A 16,939-nucleotide genomic window follows, 5' to 3' on the forward strand; every position below is an offset into this window, starting at 1 on the left:
GCTTATAGCTTGCAGCTTGCAGCTCTTTGACGAAGGAAAAGCATGCTCATTATCCCCGCTATCGATCTCAAGGACGGCGCTTGCGTACGTCTGCGTCAGGGCCGCATGGAAGACTCCACGGTGTTTTCCGATGACCCGGTGAGCATGGCCGCCAAGTGGGTGGAGGGCGGCTGCCGTCGCCTGCATCTGGTCGACCTCAATGGCGCCTTCGAAGGGCAGCCGGTCAATGGCGAGGTGGTCACGGCCATTGCCAAGCGCTATCCGAACCTGCCGATCCAGATCGGCGGCGGCATTCGCTCGCTGGAAACCATCGAGCACTACGTCAAGGCTGGCGTGAGCTACGTGATCATCGGCACGAAGGCGGTGAAGGAGCCCGAGTTCGTTGCCGAAGCGTGCCGCGCGTTCCCGGGCAAGGTCATCGTTGGCCTCGACGCCAAGGACGGCTTTGTCGCCACCGACGGCTGGGCTGAAGTCAGCACCGTGCAGGTGATCGACCTGGCCAAGCGTTTCGAAGCCGACGGCGTGTCTGCCATCGTCTACACCGACATCGCCAAAGACGGCATGATGCAGGGCTGCAATGTCCCGTTCACCGCCGCCCTGGCTGCCGCCACCAAGATTCCGGTGATCGCCTCCGGTGGCATCCACAACCTGGGTGACATCAAGGCACTGCTCGACGCCAAGGCGCCGGGCATCATCGGCGCGATCACCGGTCGCGCGATCTACGAAGGCACCCTGGACGTCGCCGAGGCCCAGGCCTTCTGCGATTCCTACAAAGGCTGAGGACTCACCATGGCGCTGGCCAAACGCATCATCCCTTGCCTGGACGTGGATAACGGCCGGGTGGTCAAGGGTGTGAAGTTCGAGAATATCCGTGACGCCGGCGACCCGGTGGAAATCGCCCGTCGCTACGACGAACAGGGTGCGGACGAGATCACCTTCCTCGACATCACGGCCAGCGTCGATGGCCGCGATACCACGCTGCATACCGTCGAGCGCATGGCCAGCCAGGTGTTCATCCCGCTGACCGTGGGCGGTGGCGTGCGCACCGTGCAGGACATCCGCAACCTGCTCAATGCCGGTGCGGACAAAGTGTCGATCAACACCGCGGCAGTGTTCAACCCGGAGTTCGTCGGCGAAGCGGCCCAGCACTTCGGCTCGCAGTGCATCGTCGTGGCTATCGATGCGAAGAAGGTCTCCGGCCCGGGCGAAACCCCGCGTTGGGAAATCTTCACCCACGGCGGTCGCAAGCCCACGGGCCTGGACGCCGTCGAGTGGGCGAAGAAGATGGAAGGCCTGGGCGCCGGTGAAATCCTGCTGACCAGCATGGACCAGGACGGCATGAAAAACGGTTTCGACCTGGGCGTCACCCGCGCCATCAGCGATGCCCTGGGCATTCCGGTGATCGCGTCCGGCGGTGTCGGCAACCTGCAGCACCTGGCCGACGGCATCCTGGAAGGTCATGCCAGTGCGGTGCTGGCGGCGAGCATTTTCCACTTTGGCGAATACACCGTGCCGGAAGCCAAGGCCTATATGGCCCATCGCGGTATCTGCATTCGCTGACCGCTGGACACCATGGCGGGCCCAAGGCACTCTTGGGCACACCATGGATTGCGGTAGCCCGACATGCTCAAACGCCTCGTTCTTGCCTTTGCCGGTGCCACGTTGCTGCTCGCAGGCACTGTCCGCGCCGCTGATACATCGCTGGTGTTGCTGACGGAAAACTTCCCGCCGTACAACATGGCCAAGAATGGCAAGAACTTCGCCCAGGACGAGAACATTCATGGCATCGCCGTGGACATCGTCCGTGAAATATTCAAACGCGCCGATATCTCCTACAGCCTGACGCTACGTTTCCCCTGGGAGCGCATCTACAAACTCGCCCTGGAAAATCCGGGTTACGGTGTGTTTGTCATGGCGCGGTTGCCGGAGCGTGAGAAGCTTTTCAAATGGGTCGGCCCCATCGGTCCGGACGACTGGATCATGCTCGCCAAGGCCGACAGCAAGATCACTCTCGACTCGCTGGAGCAGGCGCGTCAATACAAGATCGGTGCCTACAAGGGCGACGCAATTGCCGAGACATTGGCCAAGCAAGGGCTGAAGCCGATTGTCGTGTTGCGGGACCAGGACAACGCCAGGAAACTGGTCAACGGCCAGATCGACCTGTGGGCCACCGGGGACCCGGCCGGGCGTTACCTGGCGCGCCAGGAAGGGGTGACCGATCTCAAGACCGTGCTGCGTTTCAACAGTGCCGAGTTGTACCTGGCCTTGAACAAGGACGTGCCCGATGACGTGGTCGCCCGGCTTCAGGCGGCCTTGGATGAGCTCCGCAAGGAAGGGGCTGTGGACGTGATCATGGCGCGGTATCTCTGACCGCTGGAACAAACCTGTGGGAGCGAGCTTGCTCGCGATGGTGGCGACGCGGTCGCCGCTACCGATAAACCCCATCCTTCCCATGCCCGGCCATCGCCCGATTGCTGCGCAGGCTGATCATCGACTTGATATCGATCCATTCGATGCCCTGGGCCTTGAGCTTGGGTAGCTCGCGTTCGAGTACCGCCAGGGTCTGCGGATAGGGATGGCCGATCATCACGGCCGAGCCTTGCCGGCGAGCCAGGTCGATAGCGGTTTGCAGCTGCTGGGCGATGGCGGTTTCGGTGCGCTCGTCGTCCAGGAACACATCCCGCGACACACTGGCGAGGCCGATCTTTTGTGCTTCGGCGGCGGCGACGGTCTGGGCGCTGGTGCGGCTGTCGACGAAAAACTTGTGGCGCTGCTGCAAGTTCGCCATCAGCCACGCCATGGCCTCGGACTGGGCGGTCATGCGGCTGCCCATGTGGTTGTTGATCCCGCTGGTGTAGGGCACGGCGGCGAACGCGGCGTCGAGGCGCTTGCCCAGTTCTTCGATGGACAGGTCCGGATGCCAGGCGAACGGCCCGGTGGCCGGGTCCATGGGCATATGCAGCATGACCAGCTTGCCGGCGCGATGGGCTTCGCGGGCGAATTCGGCGGCGTGGGGGGTGTCAGGCATGATCGCGGCGGCGACCGGCCCGGGAAGGGCGAGTACCCGACGGTCCCGGGGCAGGTTTTGCCCCAGGTCGTCGATGATCAGGCTCAGGTACGCCTTGTGCGGCGAAGAGGGCGTGGCGGGCGCCGCGGTAACGGCCCCCGCCAGCAGGCACAGCAGGACGAAGGTGAAACGCAGGCCCATCTCAGCGGCCGGACGTGATGTTCAACCCTTTGAGCAAGCTCAAGGCCTGGGCCAACTGATAGTCGTCATCCTGGGGCATCGGCTTGGCCTTGGCGCCGGAACCGGTCGGTTTGTCGGCGCCGCCGTTGCCATTGCCCAGGTGACCTTGCAGGTCGGCTTCCTTGAAGTACTCGCTGTCCTGCTCGTTGGTGATCTTGGCCTTGCGCACTTCGATGTCCGGGACAATGCCCTGGGCCTGGATGGAACGGCCGTTGGGCGTGAAGTACAGCGCGGTGGTGATCTTCAGGGCGCGGTCGTTGTTCAGGGGCAACACGGTCTGTACCGAACCCTTGCCGAAACTGGTGGTGCCCATGACCACGCCGCGCTTCTGGTCCTGCAGGGCGCCGGCGACGATTTCCGAGGCCGAAGCGCTGCCACCGTTGATCAGCACCACCAATGGCACGGCTTCGCTCAGGTCATTGCCGGTGGCCGAGAAGCGCAACTCGGAATTGGCGATGCGGCCCTTGGTGTAGACGATCAGGCCCTTGGTGATGAAGTGATCCACCACTTCCACGGCTGATTGCAGTACGCCACCGGGGTTGTTGCGCAGGTCCAGGACCAGGCCGTTGAGTTTCTTGCCGTTGTCCTTGCGCATCTTGGCCAGGGCCTTGGCGACTTCTTCGCCGGTCTTGACCTGGAACTGGGTGATGCGGATGTAGCCGTAGCCCGACTCCAGCAACTGGCTCTTCACGCTCTTGACCTGGATGACCGCACGGGTCAGGGTCACGTCGAACGGTGTACCACCGTCGCGTACCAGGGTCAGGGTGATCTTCTGGCCGATCTTGCCGCGCATCTTGTCCACGGCTTCGGTCATGCTCTGGCCGCGCGTTGGCTGGCCGTTGATCTTGACGATGAAGTCACCGGCCTGGATGCCGGCCTTGGAGGCAGGCGTATCGTCGATTGGCGAGACCACCTTGACGAAGCCGTCTTCGCTGCCGACCTCGATGCCCAGGCCGCCAAACTCGCCGCTGGTGCTTTCCTGCAGCTCGGCGAAATCTTCCGGGCCCAGGTATGCCGAGTGCGGGTCAAGGTTGCTGAGCATGCCCTTGATGGCGTTCTCCAGCAGCATCTTGTCATCCACCGGTTCCACGTAGGCGGCCTTGATCCGGTCCATGACCTCGGCAAAGGTGCGCAGTTCGTCCAGCGGCAGCGGCGCCTTGGTGGTTGCGGCCGTGGCGGCGGGGGCCGACGGGGCCGGTTCGGCGGCAAAAGCCAAAGGCGCACCGATCACGAGGGCGATCGTCAGGGCCAGCGAGGTAAGGCGGGACAAATGCAGCATGTCGAACGAACTCCTTAATAGGATGGGCGCGCTTATCCTTGCGCACGACACCATTGGGCCGGGTCACTGGGGCGACCCTGCTGACGAATAGCGAAATACAGTGCTGGCGTGTCCTGCCCGCCACTGTTACCGACCGTGGAGATGGACTCACCGGCCTTGACCACATCGCCCGCCGCCTTGAGCAGCGTCTGGTTGTGGCCGTACAGACTCAAATAACCATTGCCGTGATCGAGGATCACCAGCAGGCCGGCGCCGCGCAACCAGTCGGCGAATACCACGCGCCCACCATGCACGGCATGTACCTGGCTGCCGGCCGAGGCGCTGATCATCACCCCGTCCCACTTGGTGCGGGTGTCGTCGCCGCGGGTTTCACCGAAGCGCGCAAGCAATCGACCATTGACCGGCCATGGAAGTTTGCCTCGGGCTGAAGCAAAAGCGCCGCCAAAGGTTTCGCCGTCGCTGGAAACCAGTGCGCCGGGGCTGGATTTTGCCGGTTTGCGCGGTGCATCGCCGGCGTCTGCGTCGGCCTGGGCTTCACGCAAACGCTTTTTTTCGGCTTCCTGCTGGGCGATCAGCGCTTTCTGGCGCGCTTCTTCCGCCTCTCGGGCCTGGCGGGCCAGGGTTTCTTCGATGGTTTTCAACACATTGGCCAGTTCGGCCTGGTCCTGCTCGCGGGCCTTGAGCTTGCTGTCGCGGGCCTTTACATCGTCATTGAGCTTGGCCAGGGCCACCTGGCGTTCCTTGCGAACCTTTTCGAGTTCTTCGCGCTGGGTGTCGAGGCTGCTTTTCTGCACCAGCAACTGGGCCTGCTGCAGCTCGATGTCTTTTTCGACATTGGCCAGTTGGCGCAAGGTTTCATTGAAGCTCTTGAGTTGTTCCAGGCGGGCCTGGCTCAGGTAATCGTAATAGGTGAGGGTCCGGGCGAATTTCTCGGGGTTCTGCTGGTTGAGTAGCAGCTTGAGGTATTCCTGGCGGCCGTTCTGGTAGGCGGCCCGGGCCTGGATGGCGATCAGCTTTTGCTGTTCAGTGCGCGCGCTCTGGAGTTTTTTTTTCTCTCCATCGAGCCGCTGCAGCTCGGATTCGCTTTTCTTCAGTTCTTTCTGCAGGGCGTCGACCTGCTTTTCCAGCTTGCCCATCTCGGTTTCGGTGCCGCGCAGGTCTTTCTGCACGCTGGATTTCTCTTCCTGCAACTTGCCCAGCAGTTTTTTCAGCTCGGCAATGTCCTGGCGCGTGGCTTCCAACTGCTGTTGGGTTTGCGCGCGCTCGTCGGCAAAGGCCGGTTGGAGCAAGCAGGTCAGAGCGAGGGCTATCAGGACGCGAAGCATAGAGGCGGGCGACACCAGGGAAAGGGACGGCCTAGTATGCCCGCCCCACGCTGCAAAAAAAACGCCCATTTGGGGCTGTGTGATAACTGGCCCGAAAACACTGCCGACCAATGTGGGAGCGGGCTTGCTCGCGAATGGGGGCTGCCAGTCGACATTTATGTGTCTGGTCTACCGCATTCGCGAGCAAGCCCGCTCCCACAAGGGATGTGTTTCGTCAGACCAGGATCGAAGTCCCGGTCATTTCCGCCGGCTTTTCCATGCCCAGCAACATCAGCATGGTTGGCGCCACGTCAGCCAGCACGCCACCCTCACGGACCTTGAAATCCCGCTTGCCGACATAGATGAACGGCACCGGCTCGGTGGTGTGGGCGGTGTGGGCCTGGCCGGTGGATTCGTCGGACATCTGCTCGACGTTGCCGTGGTCGGCCGTGATCAATGCTTCGCCGCCGACCTTTTCCAGGGCTTCGACGATGCGGCCGACGCAGGTGTCCAGGCATTCCACGGCCTTGACCGCCGCCTCGAACACACCGCTGTGGCCGACCATGTCGCCGTTGGCGTAGTTGACCACGATCACGTCGTAACGCTGGTTTTCAATGGCGTCGACAATGCGGTCGGTCACTTCCGGTGCGCTCATCTCCGGTTGCAGGTCGTAGGTGGCGACTTTCGGCGATGGGATCAGGATGCGTTCTTCGCCCGGGAAAGGCTCTTCACGGCCGCCGGAGAAAAAGAACGTCACGTGGGCGTACTTTTCGGTCTCCGCGATGCGCAGTTGGGTCTTGCCGTTTTTCGCCAGGTAGTCCCCCAGCACGTTTTCCAGGCTGCCGGCGGCAAAGGCCGAAGGCGCGGGAATGCTGGCGGCGTATTGGGTCAGCATGACGAAACCGGCCAGCTTTGGCTGACGGGCGCGCTCGAACTCCTTGAAATCGTCTTCGACGAATACGCGGGTCAGTTCGCGGGCGCGGTCGGCACGGAAGTTCATGAACACCACCGCGTCGCCGTCTTCGACTTTCACCGGCTCGCCAATGGTGGTGGCCTTGACGAATTCATCGCTTTCGCCGCGTTCGTAGGCGGCTTGCAGGCCTTCCTGGGCGGTGGCGGCGTTGAATTCGGCGCTGCCGTCGACGATCAGGTTGTAGGCCTGGGCCACGCGATCCCAGCGGTTGTCACGGTCCATGGCGAAGTAGCGGCCGACGAGGCTGGCGATGCGCCCCTTGCCGAGGGCCTGGAACGTTGCGTCCAGCAGCTCGATCGACGACGTGGCGCTTTTCGGCGGGGTGTCGCGGCCATCGAGGAACGCGTGCAGGTAGATCTTCTCGGCGCCGCGCTTGGCAGCCAGCTCGGCCATGGCGATCAGGTGGTCCTGGTGGCTGTGCACGCCACCGTCGGACAGCAGGCCCATGAAGTGCACGGCCTTGCCGGCGGCCACGGCTTTATCCACGGCGGCGCAGATGGTCGGGTTTTCGAAGAACTCGCCGTCGCGGATCGATTTGGTCACGCGGGTGAAGTCCTGGTACACCACGCGGCCTGCGCCGAGGTTCATGTGGCCGACTTCGGAGTTGCCCATCTGCCCGTCCGGCAGGCCGACGTCCATGCCGCTGCCGGAGATCAGGCCGTTGGGCACGGTGGCCCACAGGCGGTCCAGCACAGGCTTGTTGGCCGAATACACGGCGTTGGATTCGTGGCTGTCACTGTGACCGAAGCCGTCGAGAATCATCAGGACCAAAGGTTTAGGCGTGGTAGTCATGGAATCCACTCGTGGCGGGTTAAAAGAAGACGATGGAAAAGGGACGGGCAGTTTAAAGGTAAGTTCCGGCGGCGTCACCGCCGGGCGGGGTTTGGCCGGCCTTGCGTGCTGTGTATACTGGCCGACATTTTAACGCCCTGGAACCTCCTTCGATGGTTGCTCACCTGATTCAATTTGCCACTAACCACTACATTCTCGTCGGTATCTTCGTCGTGCTGCTGGCGCTGCTGGTCGCCCACACGATGCAGGGCGGCGGTCGCAGCCTGAGCACTGGGGAGCTGACCGCACTGGTCAACAAGGATGCCGGCCTGGTGGTGGACATCCGCCCGAGCAAGGATTACGCCGCCGGTCACATTGTCGGGGCGGTGAACATTCCTCAGGACAAACTGATGGCGCGGATCGGCGAGCTGGAAAAACACAAGGCCAAGACACTGATCCTGGTGGACGCCCAAGGCCAGCACGCCGGCACCCACGCCCGCGAGTTGATGAAGTCCGGTTTTACCGCCGCCAAGCTGTCCGGCGGCGTTGCCAGCTGGAAAGCCGACAACCTGCCCCTGGTGAAGTGAAATGTCCCACGTTGTTGTCTATTCCAGCGATTACTGCCCCTATTGCTCCAGAGCCAAGTTCCTGCTCCAGAACAAAGGCGTGGCCTTCGAAGAGATCAAGGTCGACGGCAAGCCGCAACTGCGCGCCGAAATGACCCAGAAGGCCGGGCGTACGTCCGTGCCGCAGATCTGGATCGGCAGCACCCACGTGGGCGGTTGCGATGATCTGTTCGCCCTGGAGCGCGCCGGCAAGCTCGACGCGCTGCTCAAGGCCTGAATTCCCACTAAAGAACCTGAAAGTAAGAAGGATCTGCGATGACTGACCAACAGAACACAGCTGCCAGCGAAGAAGAAGCCGCACCGCAATTCTCCTTGCAGCGCATTTATGTACGTGACCTGTCCTTCGAAGCCCCGAAAAGCCCGGCGATCTTTCGCCAGCAGTGGGAGCCGAGCGTAGGCCTGGACCTGAACACCCGTCAGAAAGCCCTGGAAGATGACTTCCACGAAGTGGTGCTGACCCTGTCGGTCACCGTCAAGAACGGTGACGAAGTGGCGTTCATCGCCGAAGTGCAGCAGGCCGGTATCTTCCTGATCAAGAACCTGGATGCCCCTTCGATGAGCCACACCCTGGGCGCGTTCTGCCCGAACATCCTGTTCCCTTACGCCCGGGAAACTCTGGACAGCCTGGTGACCCGCGGCTCGTTCCCGGCCCTGATGCTGGCACCGGTGAACTTCGATGCCCTGTATGCGCAAGAACTGCAGCGCATGCAGCAAGAAGGCGGCGCGACCGTTCAGTAATCCGGTCTGGCGTTGACGCAAGTCCAATGTGGGAGCGGGCTTGCTCGCGAATAGGGAGTGCCAGTTGACATCGATGTCGCCTGACACACCGCTTTCGCGAGCAAGCCCGCTCCCACATTTGTTATGAGGTGTTATTGAAAGCCGTTCTGCCGCCACGCCTCATAAACCGCCACCGCCACGGTATTGGACAGGTTCAGGCTGCGGCAGCCTTCGCGCATTGGCAGGCGCAGCCGCTGTTCGGCGGGCAGGGCGTCCAGTACGTCGGCCGGCAGGCCACGGCTTTCCGGGCCGAACAGGAATGCATCGCCGGCGACGAAGCTGGCGTCATGGAACGGCCGCGAACCCTTGGTGGTAAAGGCGAACAGGCGCGGATGCCCGAGGCTTTCCAGACAACTGGCGAGGTCGGCGTGACGCTGCAAGGTGGCATACTCGTGGTAGTCAAGGCCGGCGCGGCGCAGGCGCTTGTCGTCCATGTCGAAGCCCAGCGGTTCGATCAAATGCAGGTGGCAGCCGCTGTTGGCGCACAGCCTGATGACGTTGCCGGTATTCGGCGGAATTTCCGGTTGAAAAAGGATGACGTGAAACATGCACGGCTCCGCAGATAAAGATGAGCGGCATTCTACGCCGCAAACCGACCGACGTTCGAAGCTAATGCCTCGGGTGATGGGCTCTTTGGCGATCTTCGGCATGATGGTCGGGCTGATGATCGGGCGCCTGACCACGCCCGAGCCGAGCGCGTTGCAACAGATTGAGGTGACAGATGGAACGCTGGTGGCCTGGTTCAACAATGAACCCAAGCTCCATGGCGAAATTGTCGACGGCTCAGTGGCGCTGCTGTTCCAAGCAGAAGGCCAGCCGCAGAAGGGCCAGCTCAAGCTCAACGGCAAGGACGTGAACTGGCGGGTGCGTTTGAGTGACGAGGGGTTGTTGCTGACGCTGGTGGCGGCGCGTCCATTGCGCGGGGCGTGGACCGGCAGCGAGGTGGATGATCGCTGGCGGCTGGAGGTCCGTCTCCAGGAGCAATAAAAGAGGGAATCCCCGGCCTGCCTGTACCAAGGACCCCAAAACGGGAGGGCTCGCGCTAAGCGCATGGCCCTGGGTGTAAAGAAGGGAAACCTTGACCTGCCTGTATCAAGGCCCCCAAAACAGTGGGCTCGCTGAGCCCGGTATAAAATGGGGATTCCCCGGCCTGCCTGTACCAAGGTCCCCGAAACTGGGTAGTGATCTAGCTATTGCAGGGGGCGTGCCAGTTTTAAATTATTTGTCACAAAAACGCTTTCTGTGACGCAAAAGCCCCGTATTCCGGGGCTTTTGCTTTATACAGGCTGGATTTTCGGGTTGGATCGAGGGGTTCAGGTTCGCCAGATGTGCGCACTTGCGGTTCACGGTGCATTGGCGCGGTGCACATGTACCGGGTTCCGGCCAGGGTGCCCCTATTGCGGTCGACGCAGTTTTATTGTGGGAGCGGGCTTGCTCGCGAAGGCGGCGTGTCAGTTCACATCAAAGTCAACTGATACACCGCCTTTGCGAGCAAGCCCGCTCCCACAGTTACGCGCCAAGACCAAGCCATGTGTTCAGCGAAGAACTAAGGCCTTTCAGCCCTCATCCCCGTCATCATCATCCCCACCATCGACCTTCATCCCCAATTCCTTGATCTTGCGGGTCAAGGTATTGCGGCCCCAGCCCAGCAGGACAGCAGCGTCGCGGCGGCGACCGGCGGTGTGCTTGAGGGCGGTTTCGATCATGATCCGCTCGAAGGCCGGTACCGCGCTGTCCAACAGGCTCGACTGACCGCGGGCCAGGGCCTGGTCGGCCCACTGGCGCAGGGCTTGCTCCCAGTTGGTCACGGGGGCCGAATCCTGGGGCAGGCTCAGCAGTTCCGGCGGCAGGTCGCTGATGTGCACTTCGCGACCCGAAGCCATCACTGTGATCCAGCGGCAGGTGTTCTCCAACTGGCGCACGTTGCCTGGCCACGGCAGGTTCTTGAGGTATTCCTCGGTTTCGCTCTTGAGCAGCTTGGGCTCGACCGCCAGTTCCTGCGCCGCGCGGCTGAGGAAGTGCCGGGCCAGGGTCGGGATGTCTTCGCGACGATCCGCCAGGCGCGGAATATGAATACGGATGACGTTCAGGCGGTGGAACAAGTCCTCACGGAATTTGCCGGCGTGAACCAGGGTTTCCAGGTTCTGGTGGGTCGCGGCGATGATGCGCACGTCCACCTTGACCGGTGTATGGCCGCCGACCCGATAGAACTCGCCATCGGCCAGCACGCGCAGCAAGCGGGTCTGGGTGTCGGCCGGCATGTCGCCGATTTCATCGAGGAACAACGTGCCGCCGTCGGCTTGCTCGAAGCGCCCGCGCCGCAGGTTGGCCGCGCCGGTGAAGGCGCCTTTTTCGTGGCCGAACAGCTCGGACTCCATCAAGTCCTTGGGAATCGCCGCCATGTTCAGCGCGATGAACGGCGACGCCGCCCGTGGGCTGTGGCGGTGCAGGGCGTGGGCCACCAGTTCCTTGCCGGTGCCCGACTCGCCGTTGATCAGCACAGTGATGTTGGAGTGGCTCAAGCGCCCGATGGCGCGAAACACTTCCTGCATCGCCGGCGCTTCGCCGATGATTTCCGGGGTGCGGGCCAGGGCCGGCACCTCTTCCATGCCTTGTTGTTCCTGGGCGTGCTGGTTGGCGCGCTTGACCAGCGATACGGCTTCGTCGACGTCAAATGGCTTGGGCAGGTATTCAAAAGCGCCGCCCTGATAGGACGCCACGGCGCTGTCCAGGTCGGAATGGGCGGTCATGATGATCACCGGCAGCCGCGGATGCTGCTCGCGAATCCGCGCCAACAGGTCCAGGCCGCTGGCCCCGGGCATGCGGATGTCGGAGATGATGACGTCCGGTTGCTGACGCGCCAGGCGACTCATCACCCCGTCGGCGCTGTCGAAGCTCTGGGTGGTCATGCCTTCCTGTTGCAAGGCTTTTTCCAGGACCCAACGGATAGAACGGTCGTCATCGACGATCCACACGGTTTCACTACGGCTCATGTCGATGTGGCTCCTTGTTCCAGTGGCAGGAAGATCGAGAAAGTGGTGTGGCCGGGGTGGCTCTCACATTCGATCAAGCCCTGATGCTGACTGATGATGTTCTGGGTAATGGCCAGGCCCAGCCCGGTACCGTCCGGACGGCCGCTGACCATGGGAAAAAAGATGGTTTCCTGCAGTTCGGCAGGGATGCCCGGACCGTTGTCGATGATTTCGATCTTGGTCACCAGGCGATGGCGCACGTGGCCGATGGTGAACTGGCGCATGGCACGGGTGCGCAGGCTGATGCGACCCAGGCGCAGTTCATTCTGGCTGCTGATGGCCTGCATCGCGTTGCGCACGATGTTCAGTACCGCCTGGATCATCTGCTCGCGGTCGATCAGGACGTCGGGAATGCTCGGGTCATAGTCGCGCACCAAAGTGATGCAACCCTGGCTTTCCGCTTCCACCAGGCTGCTGACGCGCTCCAGCACTTCATGGACGTTGCACATCGCCAGGGACGGCAGTTTGTTCGAGCCGAGCATGCGGTCCACCAGGTTCCGCAGGCGGTCGGCTTCCTCGATGATGACGTTGGTGTAGTCCTTGAGGCTTTCTTCCGGCAGTTCCCGGGCAAGCAACTGTGCCGCGCCACGTATTCCGCCGAGAGGGTTCTTGATCTCGTGGGCCAGGCCGCGTACCAGCATCTTGCTGGTTTCCTGCTTGGATAGCTGGGCCTCTTCCTTGGTGATGCGCAGCAGCCGATCACGGGGATGGACCTCCAGCAGCAACAGGGTCGCGCCGTTGTTCAGGATCGGCGTGACCGCGTAATCCACGGTCAGGGTCTGGCCGGTCAGGGCGGTGAGCATCGCCTCGCGCTTGGTGAACGGGTGCGCCTGCTCCACCGCTTGGCGCAGGGAATTGAGCGCTTCGGTGGATTCGGTGAACAACTCGCTGATGAACTGCCCGTGGCTGCGCTGGCCGCTGACGGCCAGGAGCATCTCCGCCGCCGGGTTCATGTACTCGAGGCGCAGTTCGGCGTCGAGCAGGATGGTCGCGGTGGTGAGGTTGTCGAGCAGCAAGCGGTGTAGTGCGTCGCTAATGGTCATCAGGACCTCTTTTGGAGCGTAGCAACTCGGGAACGGTCCCAAATTGCGCGCGCGATTAATGCGCTGTCACAAGGAAAATGCAAAAACCAAACCAAGGCTCCGAAAAGAAGCGTTTAGAGCCTCAAAAGGGTGTTTTTCGGTCGCTTGCGTGGCGTTCTGCCAGCTTTTACGGGTACTTTCGAACCAAAATGGGTTTTTGGACTGAGTAGCGTGCAAGCTATTGCACCAATATAGTGCGAGAGCCTGGGCGGTGTTAAAAAAACGGCAAGATGCTGCTTTTTTCTTCTTCAGGTTTTTCGGCGAGGGGGCACTCGGGGCGTTGGCCGTAATCGGCGATGGCGCAGGGTCTGATGCGGCGCTTCTGCGCCAGGGACATGCGCTGCATGTGGAAGGGCTGATTGGCGGTGCGTTCGACGATACGGTCCTGCTCGTCGAGGATTTCGACCGCCAGGTGATGGGTGCCTCGATCGATGTCGCTCAAGGCGAATACCGGGCTCGGCCCCGGCGCGCCCGTTGGTTTGCCGTCGAGCAACAGGCGGTAGCGATGGCCTTTTTTCAGGCCCGGTTCGCTGGTGACACTGACGATCAATTCGCCTGCGGTGCTGCGTATCGTCGCGTCCGGCTCGGGAATCAACAGCCTGAGCATTTCGTAATGGAACAACGGTTCGGGCCGGGCTTCGGTCGTGGGCGCCGAGGTTGTACCCGTGGGCGGCGCCGGCATCCGGTTGCCGGGTGGCAGTTGGACTTTCTTTGCGTTGCCGGGGCGCGGCTGATCGGTGAACACCCGATTGCCCTGGGCATCGATGTAGGTGTAGACCTGCGCCACGCCGGGCATCGCCGCCAGTGCCAGTGCCAGGCCCAGCGCGAGCAGCCAGCGGATCATGGCTGGTGCACCCGTTGCACGGTGAAGGTGACGGTTTCGCTTTGCTGCACGAGGTTGTCGCCGTCGATGACTTGAACCGCCAGGCTGTGCTCGCCCCGATCGATGTTCACCAATTGCAGGCGCGGCACGTTGCTCGCTTGGCCGTAGGGCTGGCCGTCCAGCAGCAAACGGAACAGATGCGGGCTGCGCAGGCGCGGTTGAGCGTGTACGCCAACGGTGAAGGTGCCGTTGTTGGCGCGCAGGGCCTCGTCGGTGGGGATGTCGGTCAGTTCCAGGATTTCGTAGGCGTCGCGCGGCTTTTCGCTGTTGGCGGGAGGCGTCGGTGTGCCCGGGCTGGCCGGAGACTGGCGTTCGATGCTGTTGAGCGGCGGCAATTCCACCGTCTGGGCCGGGACGCCTTGGGGCGGCTGGTTGCTGTAGGCGGTATTGCCCTCGGCGTCGATGTACTTGTAGATCTGCGCGGCGGCGGGCAGTGCCAGCAGCGACAACAGGATGATTGAAAAACCGCGCCCCATAAAATCGACCGAAAACTGAAAGTGTTGAGTTGCAGCATAGGTCAGGGAGGGGCATTGGCCCAAGTTGTTGCACGCAACGCCTGTGGGAGCGGGCTTGCTCGCGAAAGCGGTGTGTCAGCCGGCATAAATATTGGCTGACACGCCGTCTTCGCGAGCAAGCCCGCTCCCACAGGGGGAGGGGTGTTGTCTTAGGCTTTTGTGGAGATACACAGCTCTGCGGTTGCTCGGATCAGGGCGAGCCGGTGCACCGGGTGCTGCTTGTCGTGGTGGGTGGCACGGGCCAGCCATTGCGGGCATTGCGGATCGGTGCGGTAGGGGGCGAAGTCGGCCAGTTGTTGCAGCAGGCGCTTTTGCAGGCGGTCGAGCTGCGGGCGGATCTGCCCCACCAGATCCGGGCGCGGGAGGTCCGGGGCCTTGCCGTCCAGGGCCCAGTCGGACAAGTTGATGTACTGCACCATTTTGTTGGCTTCTATCTGGGCGGCAAAAAACGCTTCCACGGTTTCGCTGCTCAGCTTGTAGGCCGGTGCCTGGGCGACGGCGGCGGCAATGACTTCACGCTCGCGCTGTCGGTCCTCTACGGGTTTGCCACTGTCCCATTTACTCAGCGCCACTTGATCGGCGATGGCCAGGCGTTCGCCAATGGCGTTAAGCAACGGGGTCAGGGCTTCTGGGGCGGGAGTCGAGGCGGCTCCGGCGGTGGAGGCCAGCAGCGCGGCAGACAGGGCAAGGCAGAGCTTGAAGCGCAAAGTCATGGGCAGTCTCGTCTTCTAGGGGGAGCGACGGGGCATCATGCACGTAACCGGCGCCCATAAAAAAGGCCTCCCGAAGGAGGCCTTTCTTTATTTCACGCCGTACGTGGCGGCGCTACCGGATCAGCAGCTGTAGTACAGCTCATATTCCAGTGGGTGTACGAAGGTGCGAACCTTGATTTCTTCTTCGCTTTTCAGCGCGATGTAAGCGTCGATGAAGTCATCGCTGAATACGCCGCCTTTGGTCAGGAACGCACGGCCCTTGTCCAGCTCTTCCAGGGCTTCTTTCAGGCTGCCACATACCTGTGGGATTTCCTTGGCCTCTTCAGGCGGCAGGTCATACAGGTTTTTGTCCGCGGCATCGCCAGGGTGGATCTTGTTCTGGATACCGTCCAGACCGGCCATCATCAGTGCAGCGAAGGCCAGGTACGGGTTGGCAGCCGGATCCGGGAAGCGTGCTTCGATACGGCGGGCTTTAGGGCTGTTCACGTAAGGAATACGGATCGAGGCGGAACGGTTGCGAGCCGAGTAGGCCAGCATGACCGGGGCTTCGAAGCCTGGTACCAGACGCTTGTAGGAGTTGGTCGACGGGTTGGTGAAGCCGTTCAGGGCCTTACCGTGCTTGATGATACCGCCGATGAAGTACAGGGCAGTGTCCGACAGACCAGCATAGCCTTCGCCTGCGAAGGTGTTCTTGCCGTCCTTGGAGATCGACATGTGAACGTGCATGCCCGAACCGTTGTCGCCGTACAGGGGCTTCGGCATGAAGGTCGCGGTGCGGCCGTAAGCGTCAGCAACGTTGTGTACGCAGTACTTCAGGGTCTGGACTTCGTCAGCCTTCTTGACCAGCGTGTTGAATTTCACGCCGATTTCGTTCTGGCCGGCAGTCGCCACTTCGTGGTGGTGAACTTCGACGGTCTGGCCCATCTCTTCCAGTGCGTTGCACATGGAGGTACGGATTTCGTGGTCGTGGTCGAACGGTGGAACCGGGAAGTAGCCGCCTTTGATGCCTGGACGGTGGCCTTTGTTGCCGCCTTCCACGTCCTGGTCGGACATCCACGAACCTTGTTCGGAGAAGATCTTGAACATGGAACCGGAGATATCGGACTTGAACTTGACCGAGTCGAAGATGAAGAACTCAGGCTCAGGGCCGAAGAAAGCGGTGTCGCCGATGCCGGTGGACTTCAGGTATTCCTCGGCGCGGTGGGCGATGGCGCGTGGGTCGCGGTCATAGCCTTGCATGGTCGAAGGTTCGATGATGTCGCAGACCAGGATCAGGGTCGGCTCTTCGGTGAACGGGTCCAGGACGGCGGTTTCGTCGTCCGGCATCAGGATCATGTCGGAGGCTTCGATGCCTTTCCAGCCAGAGATGGAGGAGCCGTCGAACATTTTCCCGATTTCAAAGAATTCGTCGTCCAGCGCATCACGGGCCGGCATGGTCACGTGATGTTGAGTACCTTTGGTGTCAGTGAAGCGCAGATCAATCCACTTGACGTCATGATCTTTGATGAGTTGAACCGACTTCGACATATGTCCTCCGGGTGGCTTCGGGCGGGTAGTGGAGTGCCCTTAGATATGGGTGATGCCGGCGCGAATACTCTGCCAAGGCAACCTGCCTCACAAGGGAGCAAATTGCATGCCAGTGCCCCAGCATGGGTTTTTTGCACCAAATCCACGCTTTTAAAGGCGTAAATCAAAGATTGTCAGACAATAACGCACTGCAATGTGGCGCCGTCAATC

At 61.8% G+C, this 16,939-nt stretch carries 18 protein-coding genes; 7 read left to right on the forward strand and 11 right to left on the reverse strand.

Translation table 11 applies throughout. The features are described from left to right. The first annotated feature begins 42 nt into the window (after positions 1-42). The 3 genes from hisA (at position 43) to BLP82_RS23145 (ending at position 2,370) form a co-directional block, all read left to right on the forward strand. Positions 43-780 (forward strand): 1-(5-phosphoribosyl)-5-[(5-phosphoribosylamino)methylideneamino]imidazole-4-carboxamide isomerase, encoded by a 738-nt coding sequence (gene hisA, locus BLP82_RS23135; protein ID WP_060739613.1) that lies wholly within the window; start codon positions 43-45, stop codon positions 778-780. Between the two features lie 9 nt (positions 781-789). Continuing rightward, positions 790-1,560 carry an imidazole glycerol phosphate synthase subunit HisF gene (hisF, locus tag BLP82_RS23140; RefSeq protein ID WP_003196830.1) on the forward strand — a complete coding sequence of 257 codons (771 nt, stop codon included), beginning with the start codon at positions 790-792 and terminating at the stop codon, positions 1,558-1,560. A gap of 63 nt (positions 1,561-1,623) precedes the next feature. Beyond that, a complete protein-coding gene (locus BLP82_RS23145) occupies positions 1,624-2,370 on the forward strand; it encodes a substrate-binding periplasmic protein (protein WP_092173374.1) in 747 nt (248 codons plus the stop codon). 58 nt (positions 2,371-2,428) lie between these two features. Here BLP82_RS23145 and BLP82_RS23150 read toward each other — a convergent pair whose 3' ends face one another. The 4 genes from BLP82_RS23150 to gpmI form a co-directional block, all read right to left on the reverse strand. Further along, a complete protein-coding gene (locus BLP82_RS23150) occupies positions 2,429-3,208 on the reverse strand; it encodes a divergent polysaccharide deacetylase family protein (RefSeq protein WP_092173377.1) in 780 nt (259 codons plus the stop codon). 1 nt (position 3,209) lies between these two features. Beyond that, positions 3,210-4,526: a S41 family peptidase gene (locus tag BLP82_RS23155; RefSeq protein ID WP_060739610.1), complete on the reverse strand. Its 1,317-nt coding sequence runs from the start codon at positions 4,524-4,526 to the stop codon at positions 3,210-3,212. A gap of 32 nt (positions 4,527-4,558) precedes the next feature. Then, entirely contained in the window at positions 4,559-5,851 is a 1,293-nt protein-coding gene (locus tag BLP82_RS23160; RefSeq protein WP_092173380.1) for a murein hydrolase activator EnvC family protein, read from the reverse strand. A gap of 214 nt (positions 5,852-6,065) precedes the next feature. Continuing rightward, positions 6,066-7,595 (reverse strand): 2,3-bisphosphoglycerate-independent phosphoglycerate mutase, encoded by a 1,530-nt coding sequence (gpmI, locus tag BLP82_RS23165; protein WP_072407455.1) that lies wholly within the window; start codon positions 7,593-7,595, stop codon positions 6,066-6,068. A gap of 152 nt (positions 7,596-7,747) precedes the next feature. On the opposite strand from gpmI, the gene BLP82_RS23170 reads away from it, so the two are divergent. From BLP82_RS23170 to secB, 3 genes are read left to right on the forward strand one after another with little or no spacing between them, the layout of a single operon-like run. Next, positions 7,748-8,161, forward strand: a complete 414-nt coding sequence (locus BLP82_RS23170) for a rhodanese-like domain-containing protein (protein ID WP_060739607.1) — start codon at positions 7,748-7,750, stop codon at positions 8,159-8,161. 1 nt (position 8,162) lies between these two features. Further along, complete coding sequence (grxC, locus tag BLP82_RS23175; protein ID WP_092173383.1) at positions 8,163-8,417, forward strand: glutaredoxin 3; 255 nt, start codon at positions 8,163-8,165, stop codon at positions 8,415-8,417. A 38-nt stretch (positions 8,418-8,455) separates the two neighbouring features. Beyond that, complete coding sequence (secB, locus tag BLP82_RS23180) at positions 8,456-8,938, forward strand: protein-export chaperone SecB (RefSeq protein WP_060739605.1); 483 nt, start codon at positions 8,456-8,458, stop codon at positions 8,936-8,938. A 131-nt stretch (positions 8,939-9,069) separates the two neighbouring features. Here secB and trmL read toward each other — a convergent pair whose 3' ends face one another. Next, positions 9,070-9,525, reverse strand: a complete 456-nt coding sequence (gene trmL / locus BLP82_RS23185; protein WP_092173386.1) for a tRNA (uridine(34)/cytosine(34)/5-carboxymethylaminomethyluridine(34)-2'-O)-methyltransferase TrmL — start codon at positions 9,523-9,525, stop codon at positions 9,070-9,072. Between trmL and BLP82_RS23190 the strand changes: the two genes are divergently transcribed. After that, the gene (locus BLP82_RS23190) at positions 9,524-9,964 is read left to right on the forward strand and encodes a hypothetical protein (protein WP_092173389.1); all 441 of its coding nucleotides are present in this window, start codon (positions 9,524-9,526) and stop codon (positions 9,962-9,964) included. The genes trmL and BLP82_RS23190 overlap by 2 nt on opposite strands. A 569-nt stretch (positions 9,965-10,533) precedes the next feature. Here BLP82_RS23190 and ntrC read toward each other — a convergent pair. The 6 genes from ntrC to glnA all read right to left on the reverse strand — a co-directional run bounded on the left by ntrC (position 10,534) and on the right by glnA (position 16,729). After that, complete coding sequence (gene ntrC / locus BLP82_RS23195) at positions 10,534-11,970, reverse strand: nitrogen regulation protein NR(I) (RefSeq protein WP_060739603.1); 1,437 nt, start codon at positions 11,968-11,970, stop codon at positions 10,534-10,536. After that, a complete protein-coding gene (gene glnL, locus BLP82_RS23200; protein WP_014336111.1) occupies positions 11,967-13,052 on the reverse strand; it encodes a nitrogen regulation protein NR(II) in 1,086 nt (361 codons plus the stop codon). The genes ntrC and glnL overlap by 4 nt, the downstream gene beginning before the upstream one ends. 253 nt (positions 13,053-13,305) lie before the next feature. Further along, complete coding sequence (locus BLP82_RS23205) at positions 13,306-13,935, reverse strand: DUF4124 domain-containing protein (protein WP_092173392.1); 630 nt, start codon at positions 13,933-13,935, stop codon at positions 13,306-13,308. Continuing rightward, positions 13,932-14,450 carry a DUF4124 domain-containing protein gene (locus tag BLP82_RS23210; RefSeq protein WP_092173394.1) on the reverse strand — a complete coding sequence of 173 codons (519 nt, stop codon included), beginning with the start codon at positions 14,448-14,450 and terminating at the stop codon, positions 13,932-13,934. The genes BLP82_RS23205 and BLP82_RS23210 overlap by 4 nt, the downstream gene beginning before the upstream one ends. Positions 14,451-14,638: 188 nt before the next feature. Next, entirely contained in the window at positions 14,639-15,202 is a 564-nt protein-coding gene (locus BLP82_RS23215) for a chorismate mutase (protein WP_092173396.1), read from the reverse strand. A 120-nt stretch (positions 15,203-15,322) separates the two neighbouring features. After that, a complete protein-coding gene (gene glnA, locus BLP82_RS23220; RefSeq protein WP_003196860.1) occupies positions 15,323-16,729 on the reverse strand; it encodes a type I glutamate--ammonia ligase in 1,407 nt (468 codons plus the stop codon). Between the last annotated feature and the right edge of the window lie 210 nt (positions 16,730-16,939).

It is taken from the genome of Pseudomonas sp. NFACC37-1 (genome assembly GCF_900101575.1).
GTDB classification, from domain to species: domain Bacteria; phylum Pseudomonadota; class Gammaproteobacteria; order Pseudomonadales; family Pseudomonadaceae; genus Aquipseudomonas; species Aquipseudomonas fluorescens_AA.